We start from the raw sequence: 17,701 nt of genomic DNA on the forward strand, positions 1-17,701 counted from the left end.
AGCAGGCCCGCAGGGCGTGCAGTACGCAATCAGGTTTAAAGCTTGTCGGAACGGTTTCAGGGCGAGCGGGGTTTATTGAACGATGGCAAAGCAACAGGCATTCACTCCAACTCACAAGGTGCTGCTTGGCATCACCGTGCTCATGGTGTTGATCGCCAGCTTCTGGTCCACACAAAGCTCATCCGCGAAGATACCCGCCCTACCGGTTGAGCCCCTGGTTACCCCTACTGATCCCTCTGCCGGTGTTGGGGCGCTGCCTGATACGCTTGCCGAATCCCGTTCAGACACCCGCACCCAGCACCACGAAGTTCAGCCCGGCGACACCCTGAGCAGTATTTTCAGCCGCTACGGGGCACCCACGTCTGATCTGTACAAAATCATGGAAACGGATGTGGAATACCTGGCCCTGGAAACCCTGCAACCCGGCACCCAGCTGCGGCTGACCTTTGACGATCAGGACAGGTTCACCGAGCTTGCCCTTGTGCTTGATTCCGCCCGCACCGTTTTCTATACCCGCACCGACGATGACCAGTTCGAATACCGCCGGATGGAAGCAGACACTCACTGGGTGTCTGAAGTGCTTAGAGGTTCCATTGAAGGCAGCTTCTACGTTTCTGCGGTAAAAGCAGGGCTCACCGCGCACCAGATTGCCTCGGTCAACCAGTTACTGGAACACCGCCTGAATTTCCGGCGGGATCTACGTGCCGGCGACCAGTTTGCCGTGATCATCAGCCATGAAATGACTGATGACCAAAGCACCGGTAAAACCCGGGTTGAAGCGGTTTCGCTGAAGCGCGGGAGCCGCACACACACCGCATTCCGGTTTGAGGACGGCAATTACTACGACCAAAGCGGTAAAAGTGTGCTGCCCGCGTTTCGCCGCTGGCCCACCCAGACGCCTTACCGGGTCAGTTCCCACTTCAATCCGAACCGCAAGCACCCGGTCACCAAGCGAATCGCCCCGCACAACGGCGTTGATCTGGCCACCCCCGTTGGCACCCCCATTTTCAGTACCGGCGATGGCATTGTGCAGCGCGTAGGTAACCATCCTTTCGCAGGCAAGTACATCGACATCGACCACGGCAACGCTTACAAAACCCGTTACCTGCATCTGCACAGGATTCTGGTCAAGAAAGGACAGTCCATTCAGCGGGGTGAGAGAATTGCGCTGTCTGGCAACACCGGGCGCAGCACCGGCCCTCACCTGCATTTTGAGCTGCATGTGAATGGACGGCCGGTGAATCCTCTGAAGGCAGATATACCTACCGCAGCGGACATCCCCAGTGAACACGCCAAAGCGTTCAAAGAGGACGCTTCCTACAAGCTGGCGGTTATGGAACGGGCGGGTAGCCGTTCGAATCTGATGTTGGCGGGTGCTCGGGTTTCGTTTGACTGAACCCGACCATTCAGCACGGGTAACCATCAACCGCTTATAGCCCAGGGATACTAGCTATGCCCGAGAGCCTGGCCTGGTTTCCAGACAACCTCAGCCTGCCGGAGTCGGCCTTACCACTGCTGATCAGCACCACGCTCCTGATCCTTGGTGTGATTGCCCTGAGGGTTGTCATCGCAGGGGTTATCCGGCGCAACGTGGCGTCATCTGAACTGCGTGGCCGGCTCTTGGTCAATTCCCGAAATGCACTGGTGTTGCTGGCGGTGTTCGGCCTGGTCTTTATCTGGGGCGAGCAGCTTCGTTCCCTGGCGCTGTCGATCGTCGCCATCGCGGTAGCGTTTGTGGTGGCTACCAAGGAACTGATTCTTTGTGTGTCCGGCTCCATTCTCAAAGGCGGTGCCGGCTCATTCAGCATTGGCGATCGTATTCAGGTAAAGGATTTTCGGGGTGATGTGATCGACCAGACCCTGCTGACCACCACGCTGCTGGAAGTTGGGCCCGGCAAGGCCAGCCATCAGCGCACCGGGCGCATGATCGTGTTGCCCAATGCGTTGTTTGTATCGGAGCCAGTTACTAATGAGAGCTTCACCGACCACTGGGATTTCCACGTTTTTACTGTGCCGTTCAAACGCGAAGACAACTGGCCAGCGGCCCGGGAAGCCCTGTTAAATGCCGCAAACCGCCACTGCGAGTCGTACCTGGATACCGCTCGCAAATACATGAGCAAAGTGGGTACAGCCCGAGGACTGGAAGTGCCCTCTGTCGATCCCAGGGTCACTATCCAGGCTCCCGCCGCCGGAGAGATTCATCTAACCGTCCGATTACCCACCCGCACCGGGCAACGCAGTTATATCGAGCAGGCCATTCTGTCAGAGGTTTTTCTGAACAATGATTTTTCTGCCAAGAAAGCTGAGCCCGAACCAAGCGAACCCACGAAGGAATAATTGAACCTTCCAGTTGTCAAAAGTAGTCAAACCTTATCGTTTTGATCTGCTCGCAGTTGTTGCGTCTGCTGGTCAGACCCTCGCAACTACCTTCATACCCCGTTCGCATCCCCCCAGATAACCAGCACCAAACAGGTTGTAGTGATTCAGGTAATGGTAGAGGTTGTAGATCTCGCGCTTGGTGGTATAGACCTCCGAGCGAGGATAAACACTGTCATAAGCGCGATAGAAGGCCGCACCGAAGCCTCCAAACATTTCTGTCATTGCGATATCCGCTTCCCGATCGCCCTGATAGACCGCAGGGTCAATCAGCCAGGGGCCGTCGTGATCGAACAACACATTGCCACGCCACAAATCACCGTGCAGAAGGCTGGGGTGCTTGCAGTGGCTGTCCAGCCAGCGGGTAAGCGCAGCGCTACTTTGGTCAACAACGCGTTGAAATCTTTCTCGAATAACCGGATCAGCAATCCGGCTGACCTGGTACCGGAGTCGATAGTCGACAAAGAACTGCCCCCAGGATTCCGTTAACCCGTTGGGCTGTGGTGACAGACCGATATAATTATCCCGGCCCCAGCCGTAGTGTTCCCGCTCTTGCTGGTGCAGTCGGGCCAAGCCCTCACCGAGCAGAGCCTGGCATCGTTCGTCCGGAGTAACAGACACGATCTGGGTCATCACCAGCTTGTACTGATCGACCTCAGCCACTTGCGGAATTCTCAGATGCTCCACACCAACCTGCACCAACACTTCGCGAAGGCTTTCCAGCCCCTCCGCCTCACAGGTTAATGCATCGGCAAAGCCGGTGGTGTTGGTTTTGACAAACATAACGTCGCCCTATTGCTGCTGGCGCAGCAAGGCATTCACCGTAAAGGTATACGGCGCATCCACACCCAGTTGCGCACACCGGCGCAGCACGGCCCCGGCGATGCTGTCCAGCTCCAGCGGTCGGCCTTTTTCCTTGTCCACCAGCATGGAGGTTTTGATGGCGTTGAAGTTGCTGATCAGCTCGAACATGTCATCCAGGTCTTGCCGTGTCAGGTTCACCCCGTCTGCTTCCGATGCCTTAACCGTTTCCGCCATCATGCCGTAGACCACTTTGCCGAACTCCGGGTGATGAGTCAGGCTGCGGGTATCCAGATGAGTGAGCGCTGACAACGGATTAACTCCATTGTTGATGACCAGCTTGCGCCAGAGTTCGTACCGGATGTTTTCCGATACGGTGGTGGGAATGCCCGCCTCGTTAAAAGCCAACGCCAAAGTCTTGAGCAGTTCCACTCGTAGGTCGTCAGTTTTTGGTATGGGCCAGGCGCCCATCACGATCTGGGCCACGCCTTCGGCGAACACCTTGCCCGGCTCGGTTATGTGGCCGCCAATGCGCACCGCAAGGCCGCCGAGCACACGTTCTTCGCCCACCACCTCGGCAATCAGGGGTTCATTATCAATACCATTCTGGAGAGACAGCACCGGAACGGAGCCTGCACACAGCCAGTCAGAAAGCTCCGTCATCACGGCACCGGTCGCCGTCGATTTGAGGGCAATGGCAACCAGATCAAAATCATTCGGGTGGTAATCCCGAATGAGCTCCTGATGATCGCAGGCCGGGAGGCGATGCTGGAGAACCTGCCCTTGATAATCTACGGTCAGGCCTTTTGCTCTCAATGCCTCAAGGTGATCGCCACGGGCCGTCAGCACAACCTGGTGACCGGCGTCAGCCAACCTTGCGGCGTAGTAACCTCCGATGCCACCAGCACCGATCATCAGAATCTTCAAAGCAACCACGGCAACCTCGATCAGTCAGGGCGTTGGTCAGAGAGCGTTCAGGGACAGCAGCCCAGAGTATATCAGGCCCGCAGCGCCGTCAGCTTGCCAGGACCTCCGCTGCAGAAAGGGCGCATTCAATGTCCTCATCTTCACTGCCACCAGATACCCCAATGCCGCCCACCAGAACGCCTTCCCAGTACAGCGGCACGCCGCCGCCAATCACGGTGAATTCACCGGCCTTGGTGAGGCCGTCAAGCACTCTGGCAGGAGCCGACGCGAGCATATTTTCCAGATCAACCGTGTTAACGCCCATACCTGCGGCCGTGGTGGCTTTTTTCTGAGCCAGTTCGGAGGACACCAGGAACGACCCGGCCATTTTAATGAACGCCAACTGGCGCCCGGACGTATCCACAATTGATACCGTCGCCTTGATGCCCAGCCCACTCGCCTTGTTGACGGCAGCCTGGAGCAGGCTTAACGACGCTTGTTCAGTCAAAGAAAACGAGGGTTGTACGAGTGCGAATCGCTGATTGTCATTCATGGTTGCTATCTCATCCAGCCAAATCCGGACAGCATCTGTGCCGCATTGTTCATTCCACTGCTGAACATCCGTTGGGGAAACTGCGAGCCCCCCAGGGTAAACGCGGCATTGAGCAGGCACACCGTCGGGTCATCCAGGCGATTATTCTGGGCGGAGCCCGCAGCATCTCCCTTGAATGACATCACGGCCCCCCACTGCTGATCCTGTGCCCAGGCGTTGAGTAGCTCCCTTAAATGCCGGTCATGCAGGGAAATACCGTCCGCTTCTCTATGGCAGGCCTTGTCATCAAGGCAGATTAAAAGGACATCCTGTTCCCGAAGCACCTCCAGACAACGTCCGACTCGCCGGTATTCAAGCTCACTCATACCGGTATTAAGGATCAGCTCCGTTAACTCCCCGGGCTCCTCTGCCAGAAGCACCCGGAACAACTGGTGCCGGCTTACGACATCCCGTGAATGCACTTCCGGCTCAAAGCCCTGGTCTGAGAGCAGCGTCTTTATCCTGTCAGCGGTGGAGCCGTTGCCTTTAAGCTGCAGGATTTCCGGGGCTTTTTGATCGGCACGGGAGCTGATCACCACCACGCTCTTGTACTGCTTGCCCCAGATCATCCGGGCAGGCCCGGAACAGGTCTGTTCCCGGGACTGGATGCTGTCAGCGTCACAGGAGACAAATAACACCGGAAGTTTTGTCATGTATCTTCTCCTAATAAGACGGCGAAATTGCCGGGGCTTATCGCCCCAGTTTTTTTGCTGACTGCCCGCCGATGCCGAAATGTTGCTTCGGCATTTCGTTGAGAATGACACGAACACTTTCAACCGGCGCGCCGAGAGAACGGACAATGGCGTCTGTCACCTCGTGGATCAGCATCTCCTTTTGCTCGTCCGTACGGCCTTCCAGAATGTTGATTTGAGCAACGGGCATAAAACCTCCTTATGCGAACCGGGCCGTGACCGTTCCCAGGCCCTGGTAGCGAACGCTGATGTTGTCACCGGCTTCCACCGTAATCGCCGCGGTGATGCCACCGGTCATGATGAAGGTGCCGGCCGGGATGTGCTCACCGCGCTCAGCCAGCAGGTTGGCCAGCATGGCCACACTGGATGCCGGATGGCCCAGCACCGCAGCACCGGCGCCGACGTCCACAATCTCACCGTTCTTCTCGACCACAACACCCAGGGTTTTCAGGTCCAGGTCGGCAGTATTCGTCATGGTGCCACCGGTGATAAACCGGCTGGAGGAAGCGTTGTCAGCCACCACGCTCACCAGGTCGAACTTGAAGTTCTCGTAGCGGGAATCGATCACTTCCACCGCCGGAATCACGAAGTCGGTGGCAGCCAGGACGTCACCGATGTGACAACCCGGGCCGTGCAACGGTGCTTTGGTCACAAACGCGATCTCGGCTTCGATTTTCGGGTGGATCAGCTCTTTGGTGTTGACCACACCGCCGTCCGGCACACTGAAATAGTCCGCCAGGAAGCCGTAGATGGGGGTTTCCACGCCCATCTGGGCCATCTTGGCCCAGGAGGTCAGGCCCATTTTCATACCAACCACCTTGTTGCCGCGAGCTTCCTTACGGCGGCGGATTTCCCACTGCACGTCGTAGGCGTCTTCAAAGGTCATGTCCGGATAATCATTGGTGACCTTGGTGATGTCGCGGGCGTTCAGTTCGGCGTTTTCTACGTGCTCGGCCAGGGCCAGCATCTGGTCATTGCTCAGGGTCTTGCTCATGCTTTTTGCTCCTCTTGCGCCTTCAGCAGATCCAGCGCCACGTCCACGATCATGTCTTCCTGGCCACCCACCATCCGGCGCTTGCCCAGTTCAACGAGAATATCCACAGTCTTCAGGCCATACTTCTGCGCTGCCACTTCGGAATGGCGCAGGAAGCTGGAGTACACACCGGCGTAGCCCAGGGCCAATGTTTCACGGTCGACTCTTACCGGGCGGTCTTGCAACGGGCGCACGATGTCGTCGGCGGCGTCCATCAGCGCGTACACGTCCGTGCCGTGGTTCCAGCCCAGCTTGTCGAAGGCGGCAATGCACACTTCCAGCGGGGCGTTGCCAGCGCCGGCACCCATGCCGGAGAGGCTGGCGTCGATGCGGTCACAGCCTTCTTCCACCGCCACCATGGAGTTGGCCACACCCAGCGCCAGGTTGTGGTGGGCGTGGATGCCGGTCTGGGTTTCCGGCTTGAGTACGTCTTTCAGGGCGCGGAAGCGGTCACGAATATCGTTCATGTTCATGGCGCCGCCGGAGTCGACCACATAGAGGCAGGTGGCGCCGTAGTCTTCCATCAGCTTGGCTTGTTCGGCCAGGCCCTGCGGGGTCTGCATGTGGCTCATCATCAGGAAGCCGACGGTGTCCATGCCGAGCTTGCGGGCGTGTTCGATGTGCTGTTTGGAAACATCCGCTTCGGTGCAGTGAGTCGCCACGCGTACGATTCGGGCGCCCGCCTGGTAGGCGTTGTCCAGGTCGTGCACGGTGCCGATGCCAGGCAGCAGCAGGGTGGCGATCTGGGAATGGGTGACCACTTCGGCCACCGCCTCGATCCACTCCAGGTCGGTGTGGGCACCGAAGCCGTAGTTGAAGCTGGAGCCTTGCAGGCCGTCGCCGTGGGCGACTTCGATGGAATCGACTTTCGCCTTGTCCAGGGCACGGGCGATGTCCTGCACGTTCTTGATGCTGTACTGATGGCGAATGGCGTGGCTGCCGTCGCGCAGGGTCACGTCGGAGATGTAGAGTTTCTTGCCAGGGTTAAAGGTCATGATTCAGTCTCCTCACTTGACCAGCGATTCGGCGATGCGCTCGGCGGTACCGAGGGCGGCGGAGGTCATGATGTCCAGGTTGCCGGCGTAGGCGGGCAGGTAATGGGCGGCGCCTTCGACTTCCAGGAAGATGGAGGTCTTCAGGCCACTGAAGCGGCCCAGGCCCGGCACGTTCATGGGCTGGTCTTCGGGAATTACGTCGAACTGCACTTTCTGCTTGAGGCGGTAGCCGGGGACGTAGGACGACACGGCTTTCACCATTTCTTCGACCGAGGCTTCCACCTCGGCCTGGTCAGCGGCCTCAGACAGCACATACACGGTGTCGCGCATCAGCAGCGGCGGTTCAGCCGGGTTCAGGATGATGATGGCCTTGCCCTTCTGGGCACCACCGACCACTTCGATGGCCTTGGAGGTGGTTTCGGTGAACTCGTCGATGTTGGCGCGGGTGCCGGGGCCGGCAGACTTACTGGAAATCGAGGCCACGATTTCGGCGTAGTGCACCTTGGCGACGCGAGATACCGCCGCCACCATCGGGATGGTGGCCTGGCCACCGCAGGTGACCATGTTCACGTTACCTTCATGCAGGTTCTGCTCCAGGTTCACCACCGGCACGCAGTAGGGGCCGATGGCCGCCGGCGTCAGGTCGATGATCTTCAGGCTTTCCTTATGGCCACGCAGGAACACTTCGTTGTGCATGTGGGCGCCAGCTGAGGTGGCATCGAATACGATGTCGATGTCGGCAAATTCCGGCATCTTCACAAGGCCGTCCACGCCTTCGTGGGTGGTGGCTACGCCCATGCGGTTGGCGCGGGCCAGGCCATCGGATTCCGGGTCGATGCCGACCATGGCGCCCATTTCGATGTGCTGGCCGTTACGCAGGATCTTGATCATCAGGTCGGTGCCGATGTTGCCCGAGCCGATGATGGCGGCTTTCAGTTTTTTGCTCATAATCTTGTCCTCAATGGGTACGGATCAGACAAAGCGCACAGACGCGCTGCCAATCCCGCCAATGTCCACACGCATGGTGTCACCGGCTTTCACCGGCTCCAGCGGTACCAGGGAGCCCGACAGGATGACTTCACCTGCCTTCAGGGAAATACCGAACTCGCCCAGGGTGTTGGCCAGCCAGGCCACGCAGTTCACCGGGGAACTCAACGCCGCTGCGCCGGCGCCGGTGCTGATAATGGAACCGTTCTTCTCCACCACCATGCCGCAGGTCACCAGATCGATATCCCGGGGAGAGACTGCGTTGTCGCCCAACACAAACAGGCCACAGGAGGCGTTGTCGGCGATGGTATCCTGAATGGCGATCTTCCAGTCCTGGATGCGGGAATCGACAATCTCGAAACAGGGCATCACACACTCGGTGGCCGCCAGCACGTCGGCGTTGGTCACGCCCGGGCCGGTCAGGTCTTTCTTCAGGATGAAGGCAATTTCCCCTTCGGCCCGAGGGGCAATCAGTCGGTCGCTGATGGGCACCACTTCACCGCTGTTGAACACCATGTCGTCGGTCAGGTAACCGAAATCCGGCTGGTGTACGTTCAGCATGTTCATCACCGCTTTGCTGGTGACACCGATCTTCTTGCCGATGATCCGGGCACCGGCCTGTTGCCGGCGCTCGAGCATGCGCAGTGAGATGTGGTAGGCGTCGTCAATGCTGATGTCTTCGCCACGGCTGGTCAGGGGCGAAACGGCTTCCCGCTTGACCATCGCTTCGTACAGTTCGTCGCCAAACTGCTGGATCTTCTGCTTATCCATTACTTGTCTCCGGCAGCGGCCTGATCCGCTTCGTTCAGGAAATCGTTAACCAACCGGGCGAACCGGTCAGCGTGTTCAATCTGGGTCCAGTGGCCGCAGCGGCCGAACACGTGCAGCTGGGCACGATCAATCAGTTCAGCCAGCTTGTAGGAGGCGTCCAGTGGAATGACTTCGTCTTCGCGGCCGTGGATGATCAGGGTTTCGTGTTGCAGGGCGCGGATGTCGTCCTCGTTGCTGGCCAGTCCATCCACCCAGCGCTGGCGAGGTGCCGGGAACATGGCCGCAAAGGATTCCTGGAAGCCGGGGCGAACGCTGGCCTGATACCGCATTTCCGCCAGCTCGTCGGTCAGCAGCCCCTTATTGAAGGCAAACACATCCATCAACCGACGCATGGCGTCCAGTGACGGCTGGTAACCCCAGACTTCGTCCAAACCCTTGGTGATCGGGAAGCTGACACCTACAGACCCCATCAACACCAACCGGCGAACCCGTTGCGGGTGTTCGATAGCCAGAGCCAGAGCGAGACCACCACCAAAGGAGTTACCCACCAGGTCCACCTGTTCCAGGCCCAGTTCATCCAGCACGCCGATGGCATGTTTAACCCAGCGTTCACGGTTGTAGACCTGGTCTTCGGGGCGTTCGCTGTAGCCGAAGCCCAGCATGTCCGGGGCGATCACCCGGCGATGCTTTGCCAGCTCGGGAATCACCAGGTGCCAGTTGGCCCAGGCGGTCACGCCGGGGCCGGAGCCGTGGATCATCATCAGCGGAAATCCGCCTTTGCCGTGATCATGCAGGTTGGTCCGGTAGCCGGCGGCGGTGATCTCGCGCCCGATTTCCGGGCTGTCTACAGGTGCGTTCATGGCTACCTCACAGTTTGATGCAGACGTTCTTCATTTCGGTGTAGAACTCCAGGGAGTGCACACCGCCCTCGCGGCCAATACCAGACTGCTTGCTGCCACCAAACGGTGTGCGCAAGTCCCGCAGGAACCAGCTGTTCACCCAGATGATGCCCGCCTCAATCTGACCCGCCACACGGTGGGCACGGCTCACGTTCTCGGTCCAGATCGCAGACGCCAGGCCGTAAGGCAGGCTGTTGGCCAGCTCGATGGCTTCTTCTTCACTGTCGAACGGGCGAATGTGGCAGCAGGGGCCGAAGATTTCGTCGGTAATCACCGCCGAATCGTCCGGCAAGCCGGTCCAGATCGTGGGCTGCACCCAGGCGCCACCAGCGTACTCTTCCGGCATGTCGGGCACACCGCCACCGGTCACCACCGTGGCGCCGTCGTCCACCGCTTTCTGGTAGTAGGACAGCACCTTTTCACGGTGCTTCAGGCTGACCAGCGGGCCGAAATTGGCCTTGTCGTCATCGGGCGGTCCGATACGCAGCTTTTCTGCTTCCGCTTTCAGGCGGGAGACAAACTCGTCAAAGATGGAACGTTCCACATAGACTCGTTCGGTGCCCAGGCACACCTGGCCACAGTTGACGAATGCAGAGCGCATGGTGCCTTCGATGGCCTTGTCCATATCGCAGTCTGCGAACACCAGGCCGGCGTTCTTGCCACCCAGTTCCAGGGAGATATCCCGGATGCCCTTGGCGGCCGCTTTCATGATCACTTCGCCGGTGCCGGTTTCACCGGTGAAAGTGAAGCCGTCTACGTCCGGGTGGGCCGTGAGATAGGCGCCGGCGGAATCGCCACCGAAGCCGTGCACCACGTTGTACACTCCGTCCGGCACGCCGGCTTCCTTCATCACTTCGCCCAGCAGAGCGGTGGTGGTCGGGGTTTCTTCCGACGGCTTAACCACCACGGTATTACCACAGGCCAATGCAGGGCCCACTTTCCAGGTCATCAGCAGCAAAGGCAGGTTCCAGGGGCTGATCACACCGATCACGCCCTTGGGACGGCGCACGGCGTAGTTCAGCGCGCCGCTGCCATCGGGCGTGGCCATTTCAAAGGATTCTGCCGCCACGTTTTTGACCATGTCGGCGAATACCTTGAAGTTGGCGGCACCCCGGGGGATGTCGATGTGGCTGGCCATGGACTTGGGCTTGCCGGTGTCCAGGCACTCCGCCTCCAGAAACTCGTCAAAGCGGTCGTTAATGCCGTCGGCCACCTTGTGCAGAATCCGGGTGCGCTCGTCCAGGGTCATCTTGCCCCAAGGGCCTTTCAAAGCGGCTCTGGCCGCTTTGACGGCCGCATCCACTTCATCGCGGCCAGCCTCGTGAACCTTGGCAATCACCTTGCCGTTCACCGGGTTGACGTTGTCAAACAGCTTTCCGTTGGCAGAGCCGACGTATTGGCCGTTGATGTAGTGTTTGATCTCTTTCATTGCTGCCTAGTCCTGTAAAGTTGAATCCTGTTTGGGCGTTCTCAGATCAGGTCAACACCGTCAAGAAACGCTCATTCAGTACCCGGTCGTGGTAGAAAATGGCCTTACCAAGTTGTTCGGCCTGCCAGGTCACTGGTTTGTGGTCCGGGTAGAAGTAATCGCCGCCACAGAACACTTCGTTGCGATTGCCGGACGGGTCAAAGAAGTAAATGGTCTTGCCGTGGGTCAGGCCGTGACGGGTCGGGCCGATATCGATGGAGGTATCGGTCATGGAGATCAGGTCTGCCGCCCGCAGCACGTCTTCCCAGGTTTCCAGGAAGAAAGACGCGTGGTGGAACTTGCCCTTCTCTTCATGGTGAATGAAGGCAATGTCGTGCTCTTTCATGGACACAGTCAGGAACTGGGCGATCCGGGTGCCTTCCGGGTCGAGCACCTGCTCGGCCAGATCGAATCCCAGAACATTCACGAAGATGTCGTAAACGGCGGCAAGCTCCGGCCCATAAAACAGGCAATGGTCGAAGCGCACGGCCTTCATCCCTTGCAGGCCGCGAGGCCAGGCTTCCGGGTTGACGCTGGAAACGCCCCACTTGCCGGTGTACTTCTTGTCGGCATAGAGTTCAAAGGCATGGCCGGAAGGCACGGCGAAACGAACGCGGCGGCCGCAATCCTTCAGTTCTTCCGCCGGCACCTGCTCCACCTCAACACCGTAGGCCACCAGGTCTTTTTCCAGGTTGACCAGGGTGTCTTCGTCCACCACCTTGAAGCCCATGAAGTCGCAGCCCGGCTCATCTGCCTCACGCAGTACCAGGGAGAACTTGTCTACCTCGGTCCAGGCTTTCAGGTACACCCGGCCCTGGTCGTCACGATCGGTTTCGATCATGCCCAGCAGCTCGGTGTAGTGTTTGACGGCTTCGCCCATATCGAGAACCCGGATCTGAACGTGGCCGGGACGCATTACACCTTTTTTCATGACAATCACCTCAACGGTTTTGTTGTTGTTTGCTTCGCAAGCGCCGCCTCAGGCAGAGGCACACACTCGATGGTCAAGTCGGTCCGCGGGTAGATCCGGCAAGCCAGGACCTCCCCTTTTTCAACGGCTTCAGGAGGGGCATGCACCTTGCTCATCTTGCCGCACTCGAAATCCCCCTCCAGAACCCGGATCTTGCAAAAGCCGCAGCCACCGCCCCGGCAGCCCACGGGCACACACTTCATACCCAGCTGTTCCATAGCCTTGAGCACGCTCTGGCCTTCCTGGCAGGTGAAGTGGTCACCCGTTGTGCGGTTGAACACCTGGAACCCGGCCATACCGCCTCCCGGTCAGATCTTCTTGAACAGGGCCGAACGCTGGGTGTCTTCCGCACCGTCGGCCGCTGTCAGGAATTTCTCCATGAAGATGTCCCGCTCGAACAGCCGGCCTTGCATCAGGGCGGTGATCGCTGCATCAATCATGGGAGGTGGGCCACACAGGTAAGCCTTGTTACCGGAAAACCGGCCATCAAAGTGCTCCTTGGCGGCGTCGTGCACGTAACCCCGGAAGCCCTGCCAGTCGGCATCGTCTTCGGCCTGGCTCAGGGCCGGCACGTAGGTAAAGTTGTCGTGGTCGCGATCCAGTGCCTCGAACAATTCACGGTTGTACAGTTCGGCCAGGTTGCGGGCGCCCTGGAACAACACGATCTTGCGTTCGTCGTTCTGCTCCAGCAGGTCGAGAATCATCGATTGCGGACTGGAAAGCCCTGAACCACCCGCGATGAAGATCAGATCACCAGGCTGGGAACTGCGCACAAAGAACTGCCCATAGGGGCCGGACAGGTTCAGTTCATCGCCTGCTTTCAGCTGCTCGTGGATGTAGGTGGTTGCAGCGCCCCCTTCAACCAGGCGAATGTGCAGCTCCACTTCATCGGGCTTGCCTGGCGGGTTAGCGAGTGAGAACGCGCGGGCACCCTCAACTCCGGGCACTTCGATGTTGATGTACTGGCCGGCCTGGAAGGTCATCGGGCGGTCCAGTTTCAGGTGCAGACCCTTGATGGTGGGCGACAGGTCAACAATATCCGTTACTGTCGCTACGTAATCCTCCACCGGGTAGCCTTCGAAGTCCGGGTCGACATCGATATCGGCTTCGATGGTCACGTCGCTTTCCACTGTGGCGCAGCAGGCCAGCACCTTGCCTTCGCCTCGCTCCACGTCCATCAGGGCAAACGGTGAAGCGTCGCCAATCTCGACGTCGCCCTCAAGCACCTGCACCTTGCAGGTAGCACAGGTGCCGTGACCGCATGCAAACGGCAACCAGACGCCCTGGCGGAGCGCCGCCGCGAGGATGGTCTGGCCTTCCTCCACTTCAATCTGCTCGCCAATCGGCTCGATAGTAACGGTATGACTCATAGCTGTGCCCTCAGTATCCGGCGTTCGCCATGCCTTTCAGGCCCGGCGTGGTAACCGTCAGCATGCTCTTGTGATCAATGCCCTGGTCTTTCAGGGTGGCATCCGCATTCGGGGTGAACGGCTCATCGTTCAGCAGCCATTCAGCATTCAGGAAGTCCGCTTTTGCAGATTCCGGGTGTGCTGCGGTGGCCGGCTTGAGGATCTCCTCCACCAGGGCACGGAAGGTCATATCCGGCTGCACCAGCAACGCAAACGGCGCGCAGAACAGCAGGTGGTCGGGCCAGTAGATATACAGCAGCTGCATGCCGTGAAAGTTTTCGACCTTGTCTTTCGGTTCAAACTTGTAGTCGTAAAGTGCGCTTACACTCATGATGGTCACCTTGTTGTTTTTGTGGGTGGTTCGCCCGGCGCCAGTGGCTACCGGGCGACTCCCGGGTCAGTATCAGGCGGCGTCCTGGTTCTCATCAGCAGGCTTTTCGCCCTTGATGGACATCCAGCGTTTGTGGTCCGGCGAACCGAGGTACTCGAAATTGTCCTCGCCGATGTTGATGTGGTAGTACTTCTGCACCACGGTCTCGACATCTTCGCCTTCGCAGTTACCCTGATAGATCTGATGCACCGGCAGCCAGGCCTGCACGTATTTTTCCGGCTCGTGCTTGAAAATGTCGCAGCAGGCTTCGGAGCAGAAATGGTAACGCTCGTCTTCATGAACCAACTGACGATGGCTCAACTTGGTGGGCGCGCCCATTTCGGTGAACAGGTTCGGCACCTGGCACACCTGGCACAGTTGCGGCAGGGTGTTGTTGTAGAAGCGACGGCCAGCGGCGGCCTCTTTCGCCAGGAACTCGTAGCGCGGACGGTAATACTTGTCGAAAGTGTCCGGGTACTTTTCAGACATCCAGTCCATTTCTTCCTTCTCTGGAACCCAGGTATGGAAGTTGGTGGCATGGCTATACTGGTAGAAAGTGGTCCACAGCTGGTGGCTCAGGTGATGCTTGGCATCGTTGGCCACGTCCTGGTACTTGGGCGGACGGATGCCGTAACGCTCCAGATCCTTGAACAGGGCTCCACCGTTCTGCTCGTAATACACTTCCCAGGCCTCGGCCCAGCTCATCACCTTGTTCGGCAGCATGTAGTCCATCATCATGCTGACCAGGCTGAGCAGGCGGAATCCGCGCCAGAACCACTTATCGATCCAGCGCTGAACAATGGGCACGTTGTCTTCGTGCTGCTCCAGGATGAACTTGATCACCTCCAGGCCCAGAGTCATGTGGCGTGCTTCGTCTGACTGGGCAGAGAAGCCGAAGGTCACGGTGGCCATGTCGCCGTTGTATGCGGCGCCCGACATAAACGGAACGAACAAGAGGTTAGTCAGCACATACTCGAACGAGAACGAAATGGCGGTCAGGAATTCGAAAGGACCAGCGGTGCGGGCATCGTCAAAGAACGACTTGGGCACCGACAGGAACCACACCCGGTCGTGCATGTGCGCTGCATCATGCAGGCCGTTAAAGTGCTTGTTGTAATGGCTCATGGCGTGTTGCTGGGTCTGCGAATGACGCAACTCGTCAATCGACTGCATCTGACAAGCCACCCGCGCACCAGTACCACTGAACTGACGACCTGCCTTGGCATATCCCTGGAAGGCCCCATGTTCCAACGGAGATACGCCACCGAGGAACAGCTTCAGGGCGTTGACGTAGCGAGCGTCTGAAATGTTCTGGTGGCCATTATTCTGGGCAAACGCATCAAAAATGGCGTACAGCTTCTTCTCTTTTTCCGCCTGATACTTCCAGTACGAATCCATGGTCAGACGGAATGGGTCTTCCCACTGAGACCAATCGGTAATCTTGATACCTTCAAAGTCCTCGTGCGGGAAAATGTCTTCTTTTTTCTGGTAGGTAGGCTCCCAACCCATGTCGCGGGTCAGATACTGGTATTTGTCTTTGAGATTCAATTTCTTGTTTTGAACAGCCATGATGATTCTCCCAATTATTTCCACTCAAGAATAAAATGGTCATCGTCCTCATCGACATTGCCGCCGATGCTGATGACATTTACGAGCATTTCCTGAACATCCCAATCGCGCCCCAGCTTTTCTTCCATCGTTTCCCGATTTATCACCAGGCGCTTCTCAGCCTGGATCCGGATCAACGCAGGCTGGTGCTGTATTTCCGCATGAGGGTTATCCTCCATAACCGCTTCGGCGAGATAGCGAGAGTCATCGTTGTCCTGAAATACAATGAATACCAACTGGCTCATGCTGAGACTCCCCTACTCTGCAGTCCGAATTTCTTCAGGCGGGTAGAAAGCTCCGCCCGGGCTTCATCCAGAGCGTCAATACCCACCGAGGCTTCTGCCAGTGGTTGGAGAGCGCTATAGATCTGCGGCTCCCACTGATCGATCCACGTCTGGAGCAGTTCGCAATTGGCTTCGCTCTCACCGGCGACGGCTTTGATCATGGCGTTGGTCCAGCGAAGGGATTCTTTGTACCAGTCGCGCATGAACTCGGTGAGCATGGAAACGTCTTCCGCACCCTGAGTCGCAAGCCAGGCATCCATTTTGTCGTACACCAGGGTGTACATCAGTCCATCCAACAGAATGTTCTGAACCAGGGTCAGTTCGAACCAGTCATCAACGACCAGGGTGTCCTCCACGAGTTTGCGCATGGGCTGCCACAGCTCGTCATCCATCCAGTAGCCTTTGGACTCGTCCAGTGCCTTACCGGTGCTACCGTCAATCATCAGAGCAATGCGAGACAGGTACTGACCAATGCCCAGACGATCCATCGCGGCGTAGATGTGCATCTGGGAAACAGTGGTGGCTACAGCGTCACCAGCGATCTTGCTGTTGTTCATGTTGGCGCCCAGTTCCACATGGCGCAGGGGCACCATCAGGCGCAGCAACAGCTTCTGGGTTTCTTCGGGCAGGCGGGTCAACAAGTTGCGCTTGTCGCAAAAGCCAAAGCTGGTCTCGGCGGACTCCTGCATTTTGGCCCGGTTGCCTACGTAGGCGCCGTAGTAGTACTGGCGGGGATCAGACACCGCGTACCAGTCGTCCATGCGGATGGCGGTACGGCGATCATCATTGAGCTCGTATCGGGAATCCCATTGGGGGCGATAGTGGAAGTTGGTTTTCGCCTCCAGGTCGTAGCTCGCTTCCTGATAGCGAGTCGCCGGCTTGTCACCAAATCGGCGCGCAATGTGGCTGTAGGTGTGACGAATGGGTTCCATCGAGGTGGTTTTGATTTCGATACTCATATCAACCTTTCCGTTTTGTTTTTGTGGATCAGATTGTGGGTGTTGCTTGTTTGGCTCAATAACGCTGGCCGCGCTCTCCGAAGCGCCACTTGACCATGTCTTCGTCGATCTCGCGGATCATGTCCGAATCCATATGGACCACGTTGTTGTGCTTGCAGAAGATCTCGAAGGCTTCCCGTGGCAGCACAAGCTCGACGAACAGCTCCGGATAACCAATCGCAAAATCGAATTCCACGAATTTGTCACCTGGCTCGCTGCGGACCCGGATATAGCGGGTCATTTCGTTAAAGGTCTTGGCTTCTGGCTGGTTCGTCATAGTGAGCCCCGTTTATGTTTATGTTTGTGGTCGGCTTGCAGTGTACTGAGCAACGGCTGTGCCACTTCGGAGACGACCACCACGAGAAAGTATGTAGACCAATGTTTTTGATAGGTTTTTCAGGATCAAACGAACGCTTCAAGCGGTTAAAACGAGCTCCGAACTTCGGCTCGAGAGGGGTTCTTTTTTCACCAAATGATCAAAACCAAGGGTGATCTGACCAAATGCTCAGACCAAGGCCCAATTCAACGATCACCTCCATTTT

21 protein-coding genes are annotated in these 17,701 nt (G+C 58.0%); 2 read left to right on the forward strand and 19 right to left on the reverse strand.

Annotated features, from left to right (window positions below):
* Positions 1–82: 82 nt before the first annotated feature.
* Together ACZ5Q2_RS02625 and ACZ5Q2_RS02630 are read left to right on the forward strand one after the other, a co-directional pair.
* The gene (locus tag ACZ5Q2_RS02625; protein ID WP_431474527.1) at positions 83–1,396 is read left to right on the forward strand and encodes a peptidoglycan DD-metalloendopeptidase family protein; all 1,314 of its coding nucleotides are present in this window, start codon (positions 83–85) and stop codon (positions 1,394–1,396) included.
* Positions 1,397–1,452: 56 nt separating this feature from the next.
* Entirely contained in the window at positions 1,453–2,337 is an 885-nt protein-coding gene (locus tag ACZ5Q2_RS02630) for a mechanosensitive ion channel family protein (RefSeq protein ID WP_106694369.1), read from the forward strand.
* A gap of 72 nt (positions 2,338–2,409) precedes the next feature.
* Here the strand turns inward: ACZ5Q2_RS02630 and ACZ5Q2_RS02635 are convergent, their stop codons facing one another.
* From ACZ5Q2_RS02635 to ACZ5Q2_RS02725, 19 genes are all read right to left on the reverse strand, one after another.
* Complete coding sequence (locus ACZ5Q2_RS02635) at positions 2,410–3,159, reverse strand: fructosamine kinase family protein (RefSeq protein ID WP_431474526.1); 750 nt, start codon at positions 3,157–3,159, stop codon at positions 2,410–2,412.
* Between the two features lie 9 nt (positions 3,160–3,168).
* Positions 3,169–4,113, reverse strand: coding sequence for a ketopantoate reductase family protein (locus ACZ5Q2_RS02640; RefSeq protein ID WP_228263858.1), 945 nt, complete (start codon positions 4,111–4,113; stop codon positions 3,169–3,171).
* Positions 4,114–4,192: 79 nt separating this feature from the next.
* Positions 4,193–4,636 carry a GlcG/HbpS family heme-binding protein gene (locus ACZ5Q2_RS02645; protein ID WP_286253343.1) on the reverse strand — a complete coding sequence of 148 codons (444 nt, stop codon included), beginning with the start codon at positions 4,634–4,636 and terminating at the stop codon, positions 4,193–4,195.
* Between the two features lie 5 nt (positions 4,637–4,641).
* Positions 4,642–5,328 (reverse strand): hypothetical protein, encoded by a 687-nt coding sequence (locus ACZ5Q2_RS02650; RefSeq protein WP_432210482.1) that lies wholly within the window; start codon positions 5,326–5,328, stop codon positions 4,642–4,644.
* A gap of 37 nt (positions 5,329–5,365) precedes the next feature.
* A complete protein-coding gene (locus ACZ5Q2_RS02655) occupies positions 5,366–5,557 on the reverse strand; it encodes a 2-hydroxymuconate tautomerase (protein WP_027951160.1) in 192 nt (63 codons plus the stop codon).
* Between the two features lie 9 nt (positions 5,558–5,566).
* A complete protein-coding gene (dmpH, locus tag ACZ5Q2_RS02660) occupies positions 5,567–6,361 on the reverse strand; it encodes a 2-oxo-3-hexenedioate decarboxylase (protein WP_431474523.1) in 795 nt (264 codons plus the stop codon).
* Positions 6,358–7,395: a 4-hydroxy-2-oxovalerate aldolase gene (gene dmpG, locus ACZ5Q2_RS02665; RefSeq protein ID WP_431474522.1), complete on the reverse strand. Its 1,038-nt coding sequence runs from the start codon at positions 7,393–7,395 to the stop codon at positions 6,358–6,360. The genes dmpH and dmpG overlap by 4 nt, the downstream gene beginning before the upstream one ends.
* Before the next feature lie 12 nt (positions 7,396–7,407).
* On the reverse strand, positions 7,408–8,343 hold the full coding sequence (locus ACZ5Q2_RS02670) for an acetaldehyde dehydrogenase (acetylating) (RefSeq protein ID WP_431474521.1): 936 nt from the start codon (positions 8,341–8,343) through the stop codon (positions 7,408–7,410).
* 24 nt (positions 8,344–8,367) lie between these two features.
* Complete coding sequence (dmpE, locus tag ACZ5Q2_RS02675; protein ID WP_431474520.1) at positions 8,368–9,153, reverse strand: 2-oxopent-4-enoate hydratase; 786 nt, start codon at positions 9,151–9,153, stop codon at positions 8,368–8,370.
* Complete coding sequence (locus tag ACZ5Q2_RS02680; RefSeq protein ID WP_061332463.1) at positions 9,153–10,013, reverse strand: alpha/beta fold hydrolase; 861 nt, start codon at positions 10,011–10,013, stop codon at positions 9,153–9,155. The genes dmpE and ACZ5Q2_RS02680 overlap by 1 nt, the downstream gene beginning before the upstream one ends.
* Before the next feature lie 7 nt (positions 10,014–10,020).
* Positions 10,021–11,481 carry a 2-hydroxymuconic semialdehyde dehydrogenase gene (locus ACZ5Q2_RS02685; protein ID WP_432210481.1) on the reverse strand — a complete coding sequence of 487 codons (1,461 nt, stop codon included), beginning with the start codon at positions 11,479–11,481 and terminating at the stop codon, positions 10,021–10,023.
* Positions 11,482–11,527: 46 nt separating this feature from the next.
* Positions 11,528–12,451 (reverse strand): catechol 2,3-dioxygenase, encoded by a 924-nt coding sequence (locus ACZ5Q2_RS02690; RefSeq protein WP_432210480.1) that lies wholly within the window; start codon positions 12,449–12,451, stop codon positions 11,528–11,530.
* Positions 12,452–12,456: 5 nt separating this feature from the next.
* The gene (locus ACZ5Q2_RS02695) at positions 12,457–12,786 is read right to left on the reverse strand and encodes a 2Fe-2S iron-sulfur cluster binding domain-containing protein (RefSeq protein ID WP_061332466.1); all 330 of its coding nucleotides are present in this window, start codon (positions 12,784–12,786) and stop codon (positions 12,457–12,459) included.
* Positions 12,787–12,798: 12 nt separating this feature from the next.
* Positions 12,799–13,860 carry an NADH:ubiquinone reductase (Na(+)-transporting) subunit F gene (locus ACZ5Q2_RS02700; protein WP_432210479.1) on the reverse strand — a complete coding sequence of 354 codons (1,062 nt, stop codon included), beginning with the start codon at positions 13,858–13,860 and terminating at the stop codon, positions 12,799–12,801.
* A gap of 10 nt (positions 13,861–13,870) precedes the next feature.
* Entirely contained in the window at positions 13,871–14,230 is a 360-nt protein-coding gene (locus ACZ5Q2_RS02705; protein WP_113880255.1) for a phenol hydroxylase subunit P4, read from the reverse strand.
* Between the two features lie 72 nt (positions 14,231–14,302).
* On the reverse strand, positions 14,303–15,838 hold the full coding sequence (locus tag ACZ5Q2_RS02710) for an aromatic/alkene/methane monooxygenase hydroxylase/oxygenase subunit alpha (protein WP_432210478.1): 1,536 nt from the start codon (positions 15,836–15,838) through the stop codon (positions 14,303–14,305).
* A gap of 14 nt (positions 15,839–15,852) precedes the next feature.
* Positions 15,853–16,122: an MmoB/DmpM family protein gene (locus ACZ5Q2_RS02715; RefSeq protein WP_061332470.1), complete on the reverse strand. Its 270-nt coding sequence runs from the start codon at positions 16,120–16,122 to the stop codon at positions 15,853–15,855.
* Positions 16,119–17,120 (reverse strand): aromatic/alkene monooxygenase hydroxylase subunit beta, encoded by a 1,002-nt coding sequence (locus ACZ5Q2_RS02720; RefSeq protein ID WP_061332471.1) that lies wholly within the window; start codon positions 17,118–17,120, stop codon positions 16,119–16,121. The genes ACZ5Q2_RS02715 and ACZ5Q2_RS02720 overlap by 4 nt, the downstream gene beginning before the upstream one ends.
* 55 nt (positions 17,121–17,175) lie before the next feature.
* A complete protein-coding gene (locus ACZ5Q2_RS02725; RefSeq protein WP_061332472.1) occupies positions 17,176–17,436 on the reverse strand; it encodes a phenol hydroxylase subunit in 261 nt (86 codons plus the stop codon).
* Positions 17,437–17,701: the final 265 nt, after the last annotated feature.

The sequence above is a fragment of the Marinobacter alkaliphilus genome (assembly GCF_055394375.1).

Coding starts and splice junctions, on each gene's coding strand:
- ACZ5Q2_RS02625 (WP_431474527.1), top strand. CDS start 83: ATGGCAAAGCAACAGGCATTCACTCCAACTCACAAGGTGCTGCTTGGC.
- ACZ5Q2_RS02630 (WP_106694369.1), top strand. CDS start 1,453: ATGCCCGAGAGCCTGGCCTGGTTTCCAGACAACCTCAGCCTGCCGGAG.
- ACZ5Q2_RS02635 (WP_431474526.1), bottom strand. CDS start 3,159: ATGTTTGTCAAAACCAACACCACCGGCTTTGCCGATGCATTAACCTGT.
- ACZ5Q2_RS02645 (WP_286253343.1), bottom strand. CDS start 4,636: ATGAATGACAATCAGCGATTCGCACTCGTACAACCCTCGTTTTCTTTG.
- ACZ5Q2_RS02650 (WP_432210482.1), bottom strand. CDS start 5,328: ATGACAAAACTTCCGGTGTTATTTGTCTCCTGTGACGCTGACAGCATC.
- ACZ5Q2_RS02655 (WP_027951160.1), bottom strand. CDS start 5,557: ATGCCCGTTGCTCAAATCAACATTCTGGAAGGCCGTACGGACGAGCAA.
- dmpH (WP_431474523.1), bottom strand. CDS start 6,361: ATGAGCAAGACCCTGAGCAATGACCAGATGCTGGCCCTGGCCGAGCAC.
- dmpG (WP_431474522.1), bottom strand. CDS start 7,395: ATGACCTTTAACCCTGGCAAGAAACTCTACATCTCCGACGTGACCCTG.
- ACZ5Q2_RS02670 (WP_431474521.1), bottom strand. CDS start 8,343: ATGAGCAAAAAACTGAAAGCCGCCATCATCGGCTCGGGCAACATCGGC.
- dmpE (WP_431474520.1), bottom strand. CDS start 9,153: ATGGATAAGCAGAAGATCCAGCAGTTTGGCGACGAACTGTACGAAGCG.
- ACZ5Q2_RS02680 (WP_061332463.1), bottom strand. CDS start 10,013: ATGAACGCACCTGTAGACAGCCCGGAAATCGGGCGCGAGATCACCGCC.
- ACZ5Q2_RS02685 (WP_432210481.1), bottom strand. CDS start 11,481: ATGAAAGAGATCAAACACTACATCAACGGCCAATACGTCGGCTCTGCC.
- ACZ5Q2_RS02690 (WP_432210480.1), bottom strand. CDS start 12,451: ATGAAAAAAGGTGTAATGCGTCCCGGCCACGTTCAGATCCGGGTTCTC.
- ACZ5Q2_RS02695 (WP_061332466.1), bottom strand. CDS start 12,786: ATGGCCGGGTTCCAGGTGTTCAACCGCACAACGGGTGACCACTTCACC.
- ACZ5Q2_RS02700 (WP_432210479.1), bottom strand. CDS start 13,860: ATGAGTCATACCGTTACTATCGAGCCGATTGGCGAGCAGATTGAAGTG.
- ACZ5Q2_RS02705 (WP_113880255.1), bottom strand. CDS start 14,230: ATGAGTGTAAGCGCACTTTACGACTACAAGTTTGAACCGAAAGACAAG.
- ACZ5Q2_RS02710 (WP_432210478.1), bottom strand. CDS start 15,838: ATGGCTGTTCAAAACAAGAAATTGAATCTCAAAGACAAATACCAGTAT.
- ACZ5Q2_RS02715 (WP_061332470.1), bottom strand. CDS start 16,122: ATGAGCCAGTTGGTATTCATTGTATTTCAGGACAACGATGACTCTCGC.
- ACZ5Q2_RS02720 (WP_061332471.1), bottom strand. CDS start 17,120: ATGAGTATCGAAATCAAAACCACCTCGATGGAACCCATTCGTCACACC.
- ACZ5Q2_RS02725 (WP_061332472.1), bottom strand. CDS start 17,436: ATGACGAACCAGCCAGAAGCCAAGACCTTTAACGAAATGACCCGCTAT.